Here is a 15,072-nt window from a genome sequence, read left to right on the forward strand (position 1 = left end):
GCAGCCCGACCACTCAGGAGGCCGCTCCAATAAAGCATAGCGTTAGCGCCGACCGCCCCAGGACTTTAGCCTGACGCTGCCAAAAAGACGATGCCAGCACCGAAGCCGACCGCGCCCACTAACCCTGCAATTATGAGCCGATTGTTTCGCGGAAGGCCTCGAAACTTTCGGTTGGAAATAAGAACCATCATGCTGACAAGTGACACAATCAGCACTAGCAGCCCCACCGTCCGCAACACGTCAACACACCTCCTCGTTCAGCTCCGAGCGGTTGAAAAGACAAGCCCCGCCGAAGACTGTCGACGTGATACCGGTTCCGATAGATACGGTAGTCAATGCGTAGGTTGCGAATCCAGCCGCGGCGGCTGCAGCTCCAATCCCTGTCGCCAGAGAAACCACACCTAAGGCGAAAGTGACTCCCTCAAGCAAGCTGATTTTACCAGTCGGGTCGACGTAGTTCACAGGGTTGCCATTCGCGTACTCGTAGCGATTCGAGCGGCTTGGATCGAGGAGGGTCTCGAGGGAGTCGGTTTGGGTGAAGCGGCCGGTAATGGGGTCATACCAGCGCATGCCGTAGTGCATGAGGTGGCCGCTGGTGTCGCGGAGGCCGCCGGCGTAGCCGTAACGCTGCACGTCGATCGCGCCGCTGCCGTTCAGGGCGGTAGCGGTGGTCTGACCGTAGGGGTCGTAGGTGTAGGCGGCAGTCTGGGTGCCGGTGTGGTTGATCAGGGCGACCGGTGACCCGAGACCGTCGGCGGCCAGGTAGTGGCTCAGGCCGCCTTCCATCACCAACGGAGTGCCCTGGGGGTCGTAGGCGTAGGAGACGGTGGTGCCGCCGCTGGTCTGGGTCTCCAGGACCGGCATGCCGTTGGCGTTGGTGCGTCCGTAGGCGTAGGAGTGGCCACCGGACTGGCTGATCAGCTCGGTCTGGTCGGTGCCGGCGTAGGTGTAGGTGAACGTGGTGCCACCGGTGCCGGTGCGGGTGGTCATCTGCTCGGCACCGCTGTAGCCCATGGCGCCGTTGGCCGGGGTGGTGGTCAGGTCGCCGGCACCGTCGTGGCTGTAGCCGCTGCTGGTGATCTGATCGGCGGCGTTGACGGTCACGCCATGCACGACGGCACCGTTCTTGGTGGTCTGGGTGCGGTTGCCGTTCTTGTCGTAGCTGTAGCGCCAGTCGTCCCCGCCGGGAGTGGTGGCGGCGGTGAGCCGGTTGGCCCTGTCATAGCAGTAGCTGGTGGTCGCCCCGGTGCGGTGGTCGGTCTGCGCCCAGCGCAGAGAGGTCACCAGGCCGGCAGGGGGCGCGGTGGTGCACGCGCCGGCACCTGGGGAGATGTAGTCGTAGGACAGATCGGCCACCCGGTCACCGTCATTGCCTGCGCGGGCCGTCCAGGTGCGGGTGAGCCGGCCGTCGGCGTCGTAGTCGTTGTGGGTGTGCGCGGCGAAACCGGCCACCGTGCCGTCGTAGGCGGCGGTGGGTTCGAACCAGGCGTCGGTGCGGCGGCCGTCGTCGTCGTGCGCGAAGTCGATCTTCCGGCCGGCGGCGGTGGTCATCGATGTCACGAGGTTGCGGACGTCGTAGCTGTAGCGGGTGGTGCCGGCGGCGTTGGTGGCGGTGGCCAGGTTGCCGGCCTTGTCGTAGGTGTAGCGCAGGGTGCCACCGCCCGCGGTGTGCGTGCGGGCGGCCAGGCGGCCGAGCGGGTCGTAGTCGTAGGTGGTGACCCCGGAGCCATCGGTGCGGATGTCGACCTGACCGGCGTCGTCGTAGGTGTAGGTGACGTCGGGCGTGTTGTCGGAGAAGTCGATCTCGGTGACCCGGTCCAGGGCGTCGTAGGTGTAGGTGTCGGTGACCCCCCGGCCGCTGGTGCGGCTAGCGAGCCTCCCGAACTCGTCCCAGGTGTAGGAGCGGTCGGCCAGCGTGGAGCCATCGGGCGGGTTGATGCCCGTGGTCTGACCCGCGGTGTCGTAGCTGTAGTCGGTGACCGCACCCGACGGGCTGGTGGAGGTGTCGACGGTGCCGTCGCCGTTGTAGGCGACCGATGCTTCGGCGGAGCTGAAGTCCGCGGTCGCGGTGCGCTGCCCGTTCTGGTTGTAGGTGTACTCGCTGGTGCGGTTCTGGGCGTCGGTGCAGCCCGAGGGCTGGTACTGGGCCTTGGTGCCGGTGTTGCCGTAGGCGTAGGAGGCCCCGGCACCGCTGGCGCCGGTGATACCGGTCAGCGACTCACCGTCGTTGGCGTTGTAGCCGAAGGTGGTGGTGCCCGAGGAGTTCGACGAGGACGTCAAGTCCAGGCCGTTGTTGTAGGTCGCCGATCGCTCCTTGCCTGCCGGGTCGACGGCGCGGGCGACCAGCTGCATCCCGTCGTCGGTGAGCTCGTAGCGGGTGTGCGCGGCGGCAGAGACAGCCGTGGACTGGTCGCTGTTGGGGTCCGCGACCAGGGTCACGGTGCCCACGCTGGTGTCGGTGCCGGTGCCGTAGTTCACGCGGGTCACCGCACCGGCCGCGTTGGTGGCGGTGGGCTGGGTCACCGTCAGCACCCGCCCGTGGGTGTCGTAGGTGAACGAGGTCTGCGCGCCACCGGGGGCGGTGACCCGGTTGAGGTTCCCGCCACCGCTGTAGGCGAACTCGGTCACCCGGCCCGCGGCGTCGGTGACGCTGGCCAAGGCGTTGCTGGCGGCGTAGCCCAGGGTGACCTCGTGGGTCTCCTGCCGCGGAAGGCCGGTGAGCGGGTCGGCAACGGTGGCGGTCTGGGACAGCTTGTGGATCTGCCGCGGCGTCGCGCCACCCAGGGTCACGGTCAGGGTGCTGGCGGCGGGTCCGCCTCGGTCGGTGCGGATCTCGGTCAGCCCACCGCCGGTGTTGTAGGCGAAGGTCGTGGCATTGTTCGAGCGGTCGGTCATCTTGGCGAGCAGACCGTCGCCCCGGAAGTGCGACACATCGCCGCTGCCGTGGTCGGTCAGCGTCCACCCGCCACCGGCAACCGTCGCCAGCGTCATCTTGAACCCGGCCGGAGAGTCGTAGCCACCCGCGCCGTCGGCGGTGAACGTGCCGGTCTGCCCACCAGGGCCGTGGTACACCACCGCGCCGGCGCCGGGCACCGAGGCCAGCCGCACGTCACGGGCGGCGCTCAGCCGCCACCCCGAGCTGGAGGACCCGACCGAGTTCAGGAAGTGGGCCTCGCTGCGGCGGGTCACCGAGTTGTAGACCACGCCGACGTCCAACGCCCCGGCGGTACGGCGCTCCAGGGAGAACAGGTTCATCTGGACCATCAGGTTGCCGGTGCCCACATCCACCTGCGCGGAGACCCGATCCCCAACCGTGAACGGCAACCGCGTCGCACCCGGGCGCGACCCGGCGCCCAGCGCCGGGGACACCGCCCCGGTCTGCACCGGAGAGGCGGTGCAGCCGGTGTCATCGCAGTGCGCCACCTGGTACTCGAATGCCTCCCCGATCGACAACACGTCCGCCGGCAGCGCCCGCCACGCCTCCCTGCCCGGGGAGGACGCTGCGTTCAACAGATTCCAGGTGCCCGACCCCACCATTCGAGCGGAGAACTGGAGCGACTCCGTCCCGCTGCCGGCCGCCGTCGCCTTGCCGTACAGCACCGGCGCCAACAGCTCGGCCACCGCCACCGAGGCCTTCGGCGCCGACGTCGGCGCGGCCAGCACCCCCGACGCCGTCCCGACCACCATCGCGCTGGCCGCAACACCGATCCCGAAGCCGCGACCAAGTCGCGACCACGAAGAGTGAGGAGCACGGAGGACCGGGAAACCTGACGGACGAGCCACGCGCCACCCACTTCAACGACCGGACACCGGAACGAGCAGCGGGAACCTGGCAGGGCGATCTTGACGCGACAACAGTTGATCAGCGCGTCGTTACCGTTACGTTACCTACTCACCGTATCTGAGCCGTGACGGAACGGTTCACCCGCACGGGTGAAAGTCAGCGGTGTTTCGCTTGGTTGCGTACAACTGGAGTCACGGAGTGCGATGAGAGCGGCCGCACAGGGCCGCGTGGGACTACACCGCCTGTGCACATGGGGCGCGCCTCTGCGCGGGCCGCGAGCAAGGAATGACGTCCAGGGCTCGTTCAGCTAGCGGCGGTACAACGGGAGGACGCCACTCCCCGGAGGAGGACCCCGTGCCGCAGCGACCACCGTGGTCCGACCGCCGTCGGCGCACCCTGCTCGTCCTGGCGCTGGGCATCGTGCTCGGCGGCCTCGGGGCCGTCGGGCTGCCCGCGCAGTACGGCGTGGGCGCCGGCATCCTCGCCGCGCTGTGCGCGTTCCTGCTGGTCGCGGCGTTCGTCGTCTTCCTCGCCATCCCGGGGCCGGGCACCGCCGGTGTGCTCGCCCGTTCGGCGCCCGTGGCCGGATCGACGTGCGTCGTCGCCGTCCTGCTGCTGCTCTCGACGTCGGCGGACCTGCGGCTGCTCTGGTCGGCCGTGGCCGTCGCGGCCGCGGGCTGGACCGCGTACGCCGTGCGGGAGACCCGGCGCAGCGACGTCGGCGGCTGAGGCCAGACTGCTGGGCATGGAGCTGCCTGCTGCCCTGTACGTCCCCGAGGAGGACGGGTTCACCGCCACGGCCCTGACGATCGGCCCCTGGGACGTCGGCCTGCAGCACGCCGGCCCGCCGGCGGCGCTGCTGCTGCGCGAGGCCGAGCGGGCCAGCGGCATCGAGGGCGGGCAGACCGTCCGGCTGGCCTACGACATCTTCGCGCCGGTGCCGGTCGGGCCGGTACGGCTGCGCAGCACGATCGTCCGCCCGGGACGGCGGATCGAGCTGGTCGAGACCGTCCTCGACGCCGGCGACGGGCGCCCGCTCATGCGCCTGTCGGCCTGGCGGATGCGCACTCGGGAGGGCGGCGAGACGACCGCGCAGGAGCACCCCGCCCCGCTCGGCCCCGAGGAGAGCCGGCCGGAGACGGCGGCCTTCTTCACCACCGAGGTCGCCTACCACCGGGCGCTGGACTGGCGGTTCGTCGAGGGCTCGTTCAACGCCCCCGGCGCCGCCACCGCCTGGACCCGCCCGGCCTGCGAGCTGGTGGCCGGGGAGCCCATGAGCCCGCTGCAGCACCTGTTGGTGATGACCGACGCGGCCAGCGGCATCTCCGCGGAGCTGGACTGGACGCGGGCGACGTTCGCCAACGTCGACCTGGTGGTCGCGCTGCACCGCCCGCCGGCGGCGGGATGGCTGGGCATGGCGGCCACCACCGTCCTCGGCGGCGCCGGCGCTGCCCAGTGCACCGCCGTGCTCTTCGACGCCGAGGGGCCGATCGGGCGCTCCAGCCAGTCGCTCTTCGTGGAGCCGCGCAGCCCGGCGTGACCCATCTCGCCCGGAACCTGCCGGTCCCACTGGCATCGGGCGGCGGGCGTCGGGGAGGGTGGAGGGGTCGACTTCCCCCGACGATCGGAGTGCTTTTCCCGTGGACGCGTTGAGAGACGTGCTGGACTGGTTGTCCGGCCGAGGTCTCGAGGTCGTGCTGATCATCCTCGGGTCGGTGCTCATCGCCCGCTTCATCTCCTGGGCCGGCAACCGGATCACCGACCGGATCGACCGCAACGCCACCGGCGGGGACGCGCTGGTCCGCTCCGAGGCCGCCAAGCACCGGCACTCGCTCACCCAGGTGCTCCAGTGGGCGGCGATCGTGCTCGTCTACTCGATCTCGGTCTTCTTCGTGCTCGACCGGCTCGGCGTCCCGATCACCGGCCTGGTCGCCCCGGCCACCGTGCTGGGCGTGGGCCTGGGCTTCGGCGCGCAGCGGATCGTCGGCGACGTGCTCGCCGGGTTCTTCATCATCACCGAGCGGCAGTACGGCTTCGGCGACGTCGTCTCCATCCAGGTGGTGGGCGGCGGCGATCCCGCGGAGGGCACCGTCGAGGACGTGACCCTGCGGGTGACCCGCGTCCGGTCGGCCAACGGCGAGGTGGTCACCGTGCCGAACGGGCAGATCGTCAAGGTCGTCAACCTCTCCCGCGACTGGGCGCGCGCCGTCGTCGACGTTCCGGTCCCGTCCTCGGTGGACGTGAACCGGGTGAACGAGATCCTGCGCGAGGTGGGCCGCGACGCCTTCCGCGACCCGGCGATGCGGCCGCTGCTGCTCGACCCGCCGACCGTCATGGGCGTGGAGACCCTCGGCCTGGACGAGGTCAACGTGCGCGTCGTGGCCCGCACGCTGCCGGGCAAGCAGTTCGAGGTGGGCCGTGACCTGCGCGCCCGCGTCGTCCTGGCCTTCCGGAACCAGGGCATGAAGGTCTCGCAGCCCACCACCCTCGAGGCGCACGACGGGGCGACCGCGGTGCAGGAGCAGGTCCGATGAGCGACCCGCAGCAGAGCACGCCCGCCGAGCAGGCCACCACCCCGACGGTGAGCACCGCCCCCGCGAGCGCACCGAAGCACCGCTGGGTGTCCTCGATCCCCTCGCACCTGGGGCGGGCCCGCACCTCCACCGTCGCGCTCGGCGTGCTGTTCCTCGGCATCTTCTTCCTCTACCTGCAGGTGAAGCCGCCCGCTCCCGGCACCCCGGCCACCGGGAACACCTCGGTGGAGGAGCCCGCCGCGCCGACTCCCCCGCCGACGACGCCGCCGACGACGACCGAGCCGGAGCCGACGCCCGAGGACGACGCCCCCACCACGACGCCGCCGCGCACGACCGCGCCGACCACCCGGACGCCCGCTCCCACGACGGAGCCGGAGCCGACGGAGGAGCCCGAGGTGCCCGCACCGACGTCGGCGCCGGGTTCCCCGGGCGGGAGCGCCCCGACCACCGTCAGCCCGCCCGGCTGAGGATCAGAACCGGGTGACGACGGCGATGCCCGGCTGCCGGCCCACCTCGGCCAGCGCCGCGCCGGCGTCGTCGAGCGCGAGCTCCCGGGTGATCAGCCGGCGCGGGTCGAGCCGGCCGGCGGCGATCAGGCCGAGCAGCTCGGGGTAGGCGTGCGCGGCCATGCCGTGGCTGCCCAGCACCTGCAGCTCCAGGGCGATCACCCGCTCCATCGGCACCGCGGCCCGGCCCTGCTCCGGCGGCAGCAGACCCACCTGCACGTGCCGCCCGCGCGGGCGCAGCCCGAGGATCGAGTTCGCGCAGGTGGCCGGCGCGCCCAGGGCGTCGAGGGAGACGTGCGCGCCGCCGCCGGTCAGCTCCAGGACGGCGGCCGGCACGTCGCCGGCGCCGTCCACCGCGTGCTCGGCGCCCAGGGCGCGGGCGAGCTCGAGCGCGCCGGGGGCGACGTCGACGGCGACGACGCGGGCCCCCGCCGCCGCGGCGATCTGCACGGCGGAGAGGCCGACGCCGCCGCAGCCGTGCACCGCCACCCACTCCCCCGGCCGCACCCGGCCGATGGCGACGACCGCCCGGAACGCCGTGGCGTACCGGCAGCCGAGGGCCGCCGCGGTGGCGAGGTCGAGCTCCTCCGGCACCGCGACCAGGTTGACGTCCGCGGCGTCGAGCGCCACGTACTCCGCCAGCGAGCCCCAGTGCGTGAAGCCCGGCTGGGTCTGCCGGGCGCACACCTGGTGCTCCCCGGCCGCGCACTGCGCGCAGCGCCCGCAGGCGTTGACGAACGGGACGGTCACCCGGTCCCCGACCCGCCAGTTCGCCACCCCGGCGCCGACCGCGGCCACCGTGCCGGCCAGCTCGTGCCCGGGCACGTGCGGCAGGACGACGTCGGCGTCGTGCCCCTGCCAGGCGTGCCAGTCGCTGCGGCAGATGCCGCTGGCACCGACCCGGACCACCACACCGCCGGGGCGGGGCTCGGGGTCGGGGACGTCGCGGACCAGGAGCGGGCCGCCGAAGGACTCGTGGAGGAGTGCGCGCACGGCCCCAGCCTGCCCTGGCCGATGGGACTGATGTTTCACGTGGGACACCGCGCCCCTATAGTCGGCCGTGGCTCACGAGAGGCAGCGACAAGCACCTGGCTGGCTGCCCGGCAACCTCAACTCCGTCTGAGGTGCTCCAGGGGAAGAGCCGGCCGGTCGGCGTCCGCCGTCGGGCAAGGACGGAGTTCCTGCGCGCCGCGGGATCTCCCGCGAGCGATAGGAGACGGCGCATGACCGACCCGCAGAGCTGGAGCTTCGAGACCCGGCAGATCCACGCCGGCACGAGCCCGGACCCCGCCACCGGGGCCCGCGCCCTGCCGATCTACGCCACCACCGCGTACCAGTTCCGCGACAGCAAGCACGCCGCGGACCTCTTCGCGCTGGCCGAGATGGGCAACATCTACACGCGGATCATGAACCCGACGCAGGATGCGCTGGAGCAGCGCGTGGCCTCGCTCGAGGGCGGCGTCGCGGCGCTCGCGGTGGCCAGCGGCCAGTCGGCCACCACGCTGGCGATCCTCAACATCGCCGAGGCCGGCGACCACGTCGTCGCCTCCGCCTCGCTGTACGGCGGCACCTACAACCTGCTGCACCACTCGCTGCCCAAGCTCGGCGTCACGGTGTCCTTCGTCGAGGACCCCGACGACCCGGAGAACTGGCAGCGCCTGGTGCAGGACAACACCAAGGCGTTCTTCGGCGAGACGATCGGCAACCCCAAGGGCGACATCCTCGACATCGAGACCGTCGCCGGGGTCGCGCACCGCAACGGCGTCCCGCTGATCGTCGACAACACCATCGCCACGCCGTTCCTGATCCGGCCGCTGGAGTTCGGTGCCGACGTCGTCGTGCACTCGGCCACCAAGTACCTGGGCGGCCACGGCACGGCGATCGCCGGCATCATCGTGGACGGCGGCGGCTTCGACTGGGCCGGCGGGAAGTTCCCCGGCTTCACCACGCCGGACCCGACGTACCACGGCGTCGTCTACAAGGACCTCGGCGCGCCGGCCTACGCGCTCAAGGCCCGCGTGCAGCTGCTGCGCGACCTCGGTCCGTCGATCTCGCCGTTCAACGCCTTCCTGGTGGTGCAGGGCATCGAGACGCTGTCGCTGCGCATGGAGCGGCACGTGCAGAACGCCACGCGGGTGGCGGAGTTCCTGGAGGCGCACGACGCCGTCGACCGGGTGAACTACCCGGCGCTGGAGTCCTCCCCGTGGCACGCCGCGCAGCAGAAGTACGCGCCGAAGGGCTCGGGCGCGGTGCTGACCTTCGAGCTGCACGGTGGCCGCGAGGCCGGTCAGCGCTTCGTCGAGGCCCTCGAGCTGCACAGCCACGTGGCCAACATCGGCGACGTCCGCAGCCTGGTCATCCACCCCGCGTCGACGACGCACTCGCAGCTGACCCCCGAGGAGCAGCTGACGACCGGCGTCACCCCGGGCCTGGTGCGCCTGGCCGTCGGCCTGGAGGGCATCGAGGACATCCTCGCCGACCTCGAGGCCGGTTTCCGCGCGGCGAAGTCCGCCTGAGCCGGTGGCCGGGTGGGTCGAGGGGGATCCGGTGGGCGACCGCCGGTTCCTCGACCTGCCCGGCCCCTTCGCCCTCGACCGGGGCGGCGAGCTGCCGGGGGTCCGGGTCGCCTACGAGACGTGGGGGACGCTCGCGGCCGACGGCGGGAACGCGGTGCTGGTCGAGCACGCGCTGACCGGTGACAGCCACGTCGTCGGCGGCACGGGACCCGGTCACCCCACGCCGGGCTGGTGGAGCGGGATCGTCGGCCCCGGCGCAGCGCTCGACCCCGACCGCTGGTTCGTCGTCTGCGCCAACGTCCTCGGCGGCTGCCAGGGGACGACCGGCCCGTCCTCGGCCGCGCCCGACGGCCGCCCGTGGGGGCCCCGGTTCCCGGAGATCACCGTGGGCGACCAGGTCCGCGTCGAGGCGGCCCTCGCCGACGCGCTGGGCATCGAGCGCTGGGCCTGCGTCGCCGGCGGGTCGATGGGCGGCATGCGGGCGCTCGAGTGGGCCGTCGCCGAGCCCGACCGGGTGGCCGCGGTGTTCTTCCTCGCCTCGGCCGCCGTCGCCTCGGCCGACCAGATCGGCACCCAGACGACCCAGCAGGCCGCGATCCGGTCCGACCCCGTGAACGGTCTCGGCATCGCGCGGCGCATCGCGCACCTCACCTACCGCAGCGCGCTCGAGCTGGGCGCTCGCTTCGGCAACCAGGTGCAGCCCGACGGCCGCTACGCCGTCGCCTCCTACCTCGACCACCACGCCGACAAGCTGGCCGCGCGGTTCGACGCCGGCAGCTACGTCGTGCTCACCGAGGCGATGAACAGCTGGGACGTCGGCCGCGGCCGCGGCGGGGTGGAGGCTGCGCTGGGCCGGGTGACCGCCCGCGCGCTGGTCGCCGGCGTCGACACCGACCGGCTGTACCCGCCCGAGCAGCAGCAGCGCGTGGCCGACGCGCTCGGCGTGCCGCTGCGGCTGATCGCCTCGCCGTACGGGCACGACGGCTTCCTCATCGAGACCGTTGCCGTGGACGCGCTGCTGCGCGAGCTGCTCGACCGGCGGGACTGAGCGCGTGGACGACGACCTCCTCGCGCTGCGCGCCGGCTGCGACCGCTCGCTGACCGGGCACGGCGAGTGGCGTCCGGAGACCCTGCTGGCCGCGATCCCGGCGGACACGGCTCCCGACCGCTACGGCGACGGCGGCGTGGTCGCCGAGCTGGGGGCCGAGGTCGCCGAGGTGCTCGGCAAGCCCGCCGCGGTCTACCTGCCCAGCGGCGTCATGGCCCAGCAGGCGGCGCTGCGCGTGCACGCCGACCGCCGCGCCCGGCGCACCGTCGTCTGCCACTCCGAGAGCCACCTGATCCGGCACGAGGAGCAGGCCTTCGAGCGGCTGCACGGCATGGTGCTGCGGCCGGCCGGCGAGCGGTACCGGCTGCTGCTGCGCGCCGACCTCGACGCCGTCGCCGAGCAGCCCGCCGCGCTGCTCGTGGAGCTCCCCCAGCGCGACCTCGGCGGTCAGCTCCCCTCCTGGCCGGACCTCGTCGAGCAGGTGGGCTGGGCGCGGCAGCGCGGGGCCGCCGCGCACCTCGACGGCGCCCGGCTGTGGGAGGCCTCGGCCGGCTACGACCGCTCCCCCGCCGACATCGCCGCGCTCTTCGACACCGTGTACGTGAGCTTCTACAAGGGGCTGGGCGCGCTGGCCGGCTGCTGCCTCGCCGGCCCGGACGACGTCGTCGCGGAGGTGCGCGAGTGGCGGCGCCGCCTGGGCGGCACGCTGTTCGGCATGTGGCCGGGAGCGGCGTCCGCGCTGGTCGGCCTGCGCAGCCGGTTGCCGCTGATGCCGGCCTACCTGGAGCGGGCCCGCGAGATCGCCGACGCCGTGCGGGAGCTGCCCGGCGTCACCGTCGTCCCCGATCCGCCGCAGACGCCGATGCTGCACCTGCTGCTGCGCACCACCCCCGAGGCGTTCACCGCCGCCGCCCGCCGGCTGGCCGAGGACGGGCTGTGGACCTGGGCCCGGGCGATGCGCACCGGCGACCCCGGCGCCGTGCGGGTGGAGCTGCCGGTCGGCGACGCGACGCTGGCCCTGACCCTCGGCGAGATCCGGGCCGCGATCGCCGCGCTGGCGAGCCGGCCCTAGAGGCGGCGCACGGCCCGGGCGGAGTCCAGCCGGTCGGTGTAGCTGATGGCGTTGCCCTGGATGTGCAGCTGGTCGTCGTCGGTCGCCTCGCGCAGCACCTTGGCCGGCACGCCCGCGATCAGCGAACGGGGCGGGAAGACCTTGCCCTGGGTGACGACCGCACCCGCGGCGACGATCGAGCCCGAGCCGATGTGCGCACCGTTCATCACGATGCTGCCCATGCCCACGAGCACGTCGTCGTCGATGCGGCAGCCGTGCAGCACCACGCGGTGGCCGACCGAGACCCGCTCCCCGACGACGAGCGGGAAGCCCGGGTCGGAGTGCAGGGTGCTGCCGTCCTGGATGTTGGAGTCGGCGCCGATCTCGATCACCTCGGCGTCGGCGCGGGCCACGGCGCCGTACCAGATGCTCGACCGCGGCCCCATCGTCACCGCGCCCACCACCACCGCCGTCGGTGCGACGAAGGCGGAGTCGTCGATCTGCGGGCTGCCGTACTCGAGGGCACCGATGAAGTTGTCCACCCGCCGAACCTAGATCAGGCCGTGCGCGTGCACCGCCTCGGCGACCTGCAGGAAGCCGGCGACGTTCGCGCCGAGCACCAGGTCGCCGGGCGAGCCGTACTCCTCCGCGGTCTCGTGGCAGCGGGTGTGGATGTCGCGCATGATCTCGGCCAGCCGGGCCTCGCTGTGCTCGAAGGTCCAGCGGTCGCGGGAGGCGTTCTGCTGCATCTCCAGCGCCGAGGTCGCCACGCCGCCGGCGTTGGCCGCCTTGCCGGGGGCGAAGGCCACGCCTGCGTCGCGGAACACCTTCACCGCCGACGGGGTGGTCGGCATGTTGGCGCCCTCGATGACGTAGCGGCACCCGTTGCGGGCCAGGACCGTCGCGGCGTCGTCGTCGAGCTCGTTCTGGGTCGCGCTGGGCACGGCCACCTCGCACGGCACGTCCCAGACGCTGCCGCCCTCCACGAACTCCGCCGAGGCCACCCGGTCGGCGTAGTCGGAGATCCGGCCCCGTTCGCGCTCCTTGACCTGCTTGAGCACCTCGAGGTCGATGCCGTCCTCGTCCACGACGTAGCCGCTGGAGTCGGAGCAGGCGACGACGGTGCCGCCGAGCGAGTGCACCTTCTCGATGCCGTAGACGGCGACGTTGCCCGAGCCGCTGATGACGACCCGCTTGCCCTCGAAGGTCTCACCGCGCACCGTCATCATCGCCTCGGCGAAGAAGGCGGCGCCGTAGCCGGTCGCCTCGGTGCGCACCAGCGCGCCGCCCCAGCCCAGGCCCTTGCCGGTGAGGACGCCGGACTCGTAGCGGTTGGTGATCCGCTTGTACTGGCCGAACAGGTAACCGATCTCCCGGGCGCCGACGCCGATGTCGCCCGCGGGCACGTCGGTGTACTCGCCCAGGTGCCGGTACAGCTCGGTCATGAACGACTGGCAGAACCGCATGACCTCGGCGTCGGAGCGGCCCTTGGGGTCGAAGTCCGAGCCGCCCTTGCCGCCGCCGATCGGCATGCCGGTGAGCGCGTTCTTGAAGATCTGCTCGAAGCCGAGGAACTTGACGATGCCGAGGTTCACCGACGGGTGGAACCGCAGGCCGCCCTTGTACGGGCCCAGCGCGGAGTTGAACTCCACGCGGAAGCCGCGGTTGATCTGCACCTCGCCGCGGTCGTCCTGCCACGGCACGCGGAAGATGATCTGCCGCTCGGGCTCGCAGATGCGCTCGATCGTCTTCATCTCGGCGTACTCGCTGTGCCGGTCGAGGACGACGGCGAGGGAGTCCAGCACCTCGCGGACGGCCTGGTGGAACTCCTCCTCGCCCGGGTTGCGGCGCAGGACCTCGTCGTAGATCGCGTGCACCTTCGCGGGGACGTCGACGTGCACCCGGGCCTCCCTCGCTGCTGGTCGTGGGGGACTGAACCTACGCGGGCCGCCGGCGCCGGCTCTCAGCCGCTGATCTCGGCGAGCACCCGCGGGATCTCCGCCGGCAGCTCGCGGGCCAGGAAGCCCAGCCGGCCGACCGACGACGACAGCCGCTCCCCTGCCCGGCCGTGCAGGTAGGCGGCCCAGATCGCGGCCTGGGCGGGATCGGCCCCGCGGGCGAGGAGCCCACCGGTGATCCCGGCGCGCACGTCGCCCGAGCCGGAGACGCCGAGCCCGGCCTCGCCGCTCTCGTCGCGCCAGACGGAGCCGTCCGGGGCCGCGATCCAGGAGACCGCCCCGCCCAGACCGACGACGGCGCGCGCCCGGTCGGCGAGCTCGAGCGCCGAGCCCGCCGGGTCCTCGGCGATCGCGTCGTCCTCGGCGTGCAGGGAGTACGCCAGCTCGGTGGGATTGGGCGTGAACACCACCCGGCCGTCCAGGTGGTGCACGGCGGCGTCGTCGGCGGTGACGCAGGCCAGGCCGAGGGCGTCCAGTGCCAGCGGGCCGGCCAGGTGGGGCAGCAGCCGCTCCCCGAACGCCTGGGTCTCCTCCGTGTCGGCCATGCCCGGGCCGATGAGGACGGCGTCGGCAGCCTCGGCCAGGTCGCGGACGGTGTCGGCGGCCTTCGCGCTGATCGCTCCGGCCGGCGTCTCGGGAAGGGCCCGGACGAGCGCCTCCGGGAGGGCCGTCGCGACGAACGGGGCGAGCGACTCCACCGTCGCCACCTGGAGCTTGCCGGCGCCGGCCCGCATGGCGGCCTCCGCCGCGAGGAGCACCGCGCCGAGGGTCTCGGTGCTGCCACCGATGACGAGGATCGAGCCGCGGGCGTTCTTGCCGCCGCTCGGCTCGGGCAGCGGCCAGCCCCTCAGCAGCTCGGGCGTGACCAGCGTCGGATCAGGGGCCGGGTGCGGCATCGGGCTCCTCGGTGACGTCCTCGGACTCGGCGACCAGGTGGTCGACGACGTTGAACGAGGTCAGGTGCAGCGTGCCGTCGGCGTCCGCGTCGTAGCGGGTGAGGGAGGTGTTGGCCACCTGCTCGCGCCTGTCCTCGTCGAGCAGTTCCTGCTCGGTGAGCTCCTCCAGCACGTAGCGGAACACCATCACGACCGCCTGGTGGGCGACGACGAGCAGGCGGTGGCCGTCGTGCCGCAGCGCCTCGGTGGCCAGCAGGCTGCGGATGCGCAGCGCCACGTCGGCCCAGCTCTCGCCGCCCGGCGGGCGGTAGTAGAACTTGCCCAGCAGGTCCCGCCGCCGGGCCTCGTCGGGGAACTGCTCGCGGATGCCGGCACCGGTCATGCCGTCGAAGGCGCCGAAGTCGCGCTCGCGAAGCCGCTCGTCGACGCGCACGCGCAGGTCGAGTCCGGCGGTGGACAGCTGCGCGGTGCTCAGCGCCCGGGTGAACGGCGAGCTGATGACGGCGGTCGGGCGCTCGTCGTCGGGCAGCGAGGCGAGGTGGCGGCCGAGCGCCTCGGCCTGGCCCCGTCCGGTGTCGGAGAGGGGGACGTCGGGATCGCGGACGTCCAGCTCGAGGCGGCCGGCGCCGTCGGCGTGCGCGCGGGCATCGGCGACGTTCCCGATGCTCTCGCCGTGGCGCACCAGCCAGATCGACGCCGGTCCCGGTCCCCTGTCGCTCACCCGGACGCCGGTAGCCGCGACGTCGCCGCGCGAAACCGTCACTCCTCCGGAGCAGGAT

14 protein-coding genes and 1 riboswitch are annotated in these 15,072 nt (G+C 72.8%); of the genes, 8 read left to right on the forward strand and 6 right to left on the reverse strand.

Going from position 1 to position 15,072, the window contains the following annotated elements; genetic code table 11:
• Positions 1 to 240 precede the first annotated feature (240 nt).
• Positions 241 to 3,282: an RHS repeat domain-containing protein gene (locus DQ244_RS07355; RefSeq protein ID WP_158544489.1), complete on the reverse strand. Its 3,042-nt coding sequence runs from the start codon at positions 3,280 to 3,282 to the stop codon at positions 241 to 243.
• A gap of 31 nt (positions 3,283 to 3,313) precedes the next feature.
• On the opposite strand from DQ244_RS07355, the gene DQ244_RS19370 reads away from it, so the two are divergent.
• From DQ244_RS19370 to DQ244_RS07375, 5 genes are all read left to right on the forward strand, one after another.
• Complete coding sequence (locus tag DQ244_RS19370; protein WP_158544491.1) at positions 3,314 to 3,745, forward strand: hypothetical protein; 432 nt, start codon at positions 3,314 to 3,316, stop codon at positions 3,743 to 3,745.
• A 393-nt stretch (positions 3,746 to 4,138) separates the two neighbouring features.
• Complete coding sequence (locus DQ244_RS07360; protein WP_113810835.1) at positions 4,139 to 4,513, forward strand: hypothetical protein; 375 nt, start codon at positions 4,139 to 4,141, stop codon at positions 4,511 to 4,513.
• 16 nt (positions 4,514 to 4,529) lie between these two features.
• Positions 4,530 to 5,324: a thioesterase family protein gene (locus DQ244_RS07365; protein WP_113810836.1), complete on the forward strand. Its 795-nt coding sequence runs from the start codon at positions 4,530 to 4,532 to the stop codon at positions 5,322 to 5,324.
• A gap of 100 nt (positions 5,325 to 5,424) precedes the next feature.
• Entirely contained in the window at positions 5,425 to 6,318 is an 894-nt protein-coding gene (locus tag DQ244_RS07370; RefSeq protein WP_113810837.1) for a mechanosensitive ion channel family protein, read from the forward strand.
• A complete protein-coding gene (locus tag DQ244_RS07375; protein ID WP_113810838.1) occupies positions 6,315 to 6,785 on the forward strand; it encodes a hypothetical protein in 471 nt (156 codons plus the stop codon). Before DQ244_RS07370 ends, DQ244_RS07375 begins: the two co-directional genes overlap by 4 nt.
• Positions 6,786 to 6,788: 3 nt before the next feature.
• On the opposite strand, the gene DQ244_RS07380 is transcribed toward DQ244_RS07375, so the two are convergent.
• Positions 6,789 to 7,817 (reverse strand): zinc-binding dehydrogenase, encoded by a 1,029-nt coding sequence (locus DQ244_RS07380; protein WP_113810839.1) that lies wholly within the window; start codon positions 7,815 to 7,817, stop codon positions 6,789 to 6,791.
• Positions 7,818 to 7,887: 70 nt separating this feature from the next.
• Positions 7,888 to 8,003: riboswitch (SAM riboswitch) on the forward strand.
• Positions 8,004 to 8,047: 44 nt separating this feature from the next.
• Between DQ244_RS07380 and DQ244_RS07385 the strand changes: the two genes are divergently transcribed.
• From DQ244_RS07385 to DQ244_RS07395, 3 genes are read left to right on the forward strand one after another with little or no spacing between them, the layout of a single operon-like run.
• Positions 8,048 to 9,340: a bifunctional o-acetylhomoserine/o-acetylserine sulfhydrylase gene (locus tag DQ244_RS07385; protein WP_113810840.1), complete on the forward strand. Its 1,293-nt coding sequence runs from the start codon at positions 8,048 to 8,050 to the stop codon at positions 9,338 to 9,340.
• 31 nt (positions 9,341 to 9,371) lie between these two features.
• Complete coding sequence (locus tag DQ244_RS07390; RefSeq protein ID WP_233491242.1) at positions 9,372 to 10,388, forward strand: homoserine O-acetyltransferase; 1,017 nt, start codon at positions 9,372 to 9,374, stop codon at positions 10,386 to 10,388.
• A 4-nt stretch (positions 10,389 to 10,392) separates the two neighbouring features.
• A complete protein-coding gene (locus DQ244_RS07395) occupies positions 10,393 to 11,460 on the forward strand; it encodes a low specificity L-threonine aldolase (protein ID WP_113810842.1) in 1,068 nt (355 codons plus the stop codon).
• On the opposite strand, the gene DQ244_RS07400 is transcribed toward DQ244_RS07395, so the two are convergent.
• The 4 genes from DQ244_RS07400 to DQ244_RS07415 form a co-directional block, all read right to left on the reverse strand.
• The gene (locus DQ244_RS07400) at positions 11,457 to 11,981 is read right to left on the reverse strand and encodes a gamma carbonic anhydrase family protein (protein ID WP_113810843.1); all 525 of its coding nucleotides are present in this window, start codon (positions 11,979 to 11,981) and stop codon (positions 11,457 to 11,459) included. The two genes, DQ244_RS07395 and DQ244_RS07400, sit on opposite strands and share 4 nt — an antisense overlap.
• A 9-nt stretch (positions 11,982 to 11,990) precedes the next feature.
• Positions 11,991 to 13,340 (reverse strand): NADP-specific glutamate dehydrogenase, encoded by a 1,350-nt coding sequence (gdhA, locus tag DQ244_RS07405; RefSeq protein ID WP_113810844.1) that lies wholly within the window; start codon positions 13,338 to 13,340, stop codon positions 11,991 to 11,993.
• A 62-nt stretch (positions 13,341 to 13,402) separates the two neighbouring features.
• Positions 13,403 to 14,293, reverse strand: coding sequence for an NAD(P)H-hydrate dehydratase (locus DQ244_RS07410; protein ID WP_113810845.1), 891 nt, complete (start codon positions 14,291 to 14,293; stop codon positions 13,403 to 13,405).
• On the reverse strand, positions 14,274 to 15,014 hold the full coding sequence (locus DQ244_RS07415) for a histidine phosphatase family protein (RefSeq protein ID WP_113810846.1): 741 nt from the start codon (positions 15,012 to 15,014) through the stop codon (positions 14,274 to 14,276). Before DQ244_RS07415 ends, DQ244_RS07410 begins: the two co-directional genes overlap by 20 nt.
• Positions 15,015 to 15,072: the final 58 nt, after the last annotated feature.

This window comes from Blastococcus sp. TBT05-19 (assembly GCF_003319095.1).
In the GTDB taxonomy this organism is placed as follows: domain Bacteria; phylum Actinomycetota; class Actinomycetes; order Mycobacteriales; family Geodermatophilaceae; genus Blastococcus.

Coding starts and splice junctions, on each gene's coding strand:
- DQ244_RS07365 (WP_113810836.1), top strand. CDS start 4,530: ATGGAGCTGCCTGCTGCCCTGTACGTCCCCGAGGAGGACGGGTTCACC.
- DQ244_RS07375 (WP_113810838.1), top strand. CDS start 6,315: ATGAGCGACCCGCAGCAGAGCACGCCCGCCGAGCAGGCCACCACCCCG.
- DQ244_RS07385 (WP_113810840.1), top strand. CDS start 8,048: ATGACCGACCCGCAGAGCTGGAGCTTCGAGACCCGGCAGATCCACGCC.
- DQ244_RS07410 (WP_113810845.1), bottom strand. CDS start 14,293: ATGCCGCACCCGGCCCCTGATCCGACGCTGGTCACGCCCGAGCTGCTG.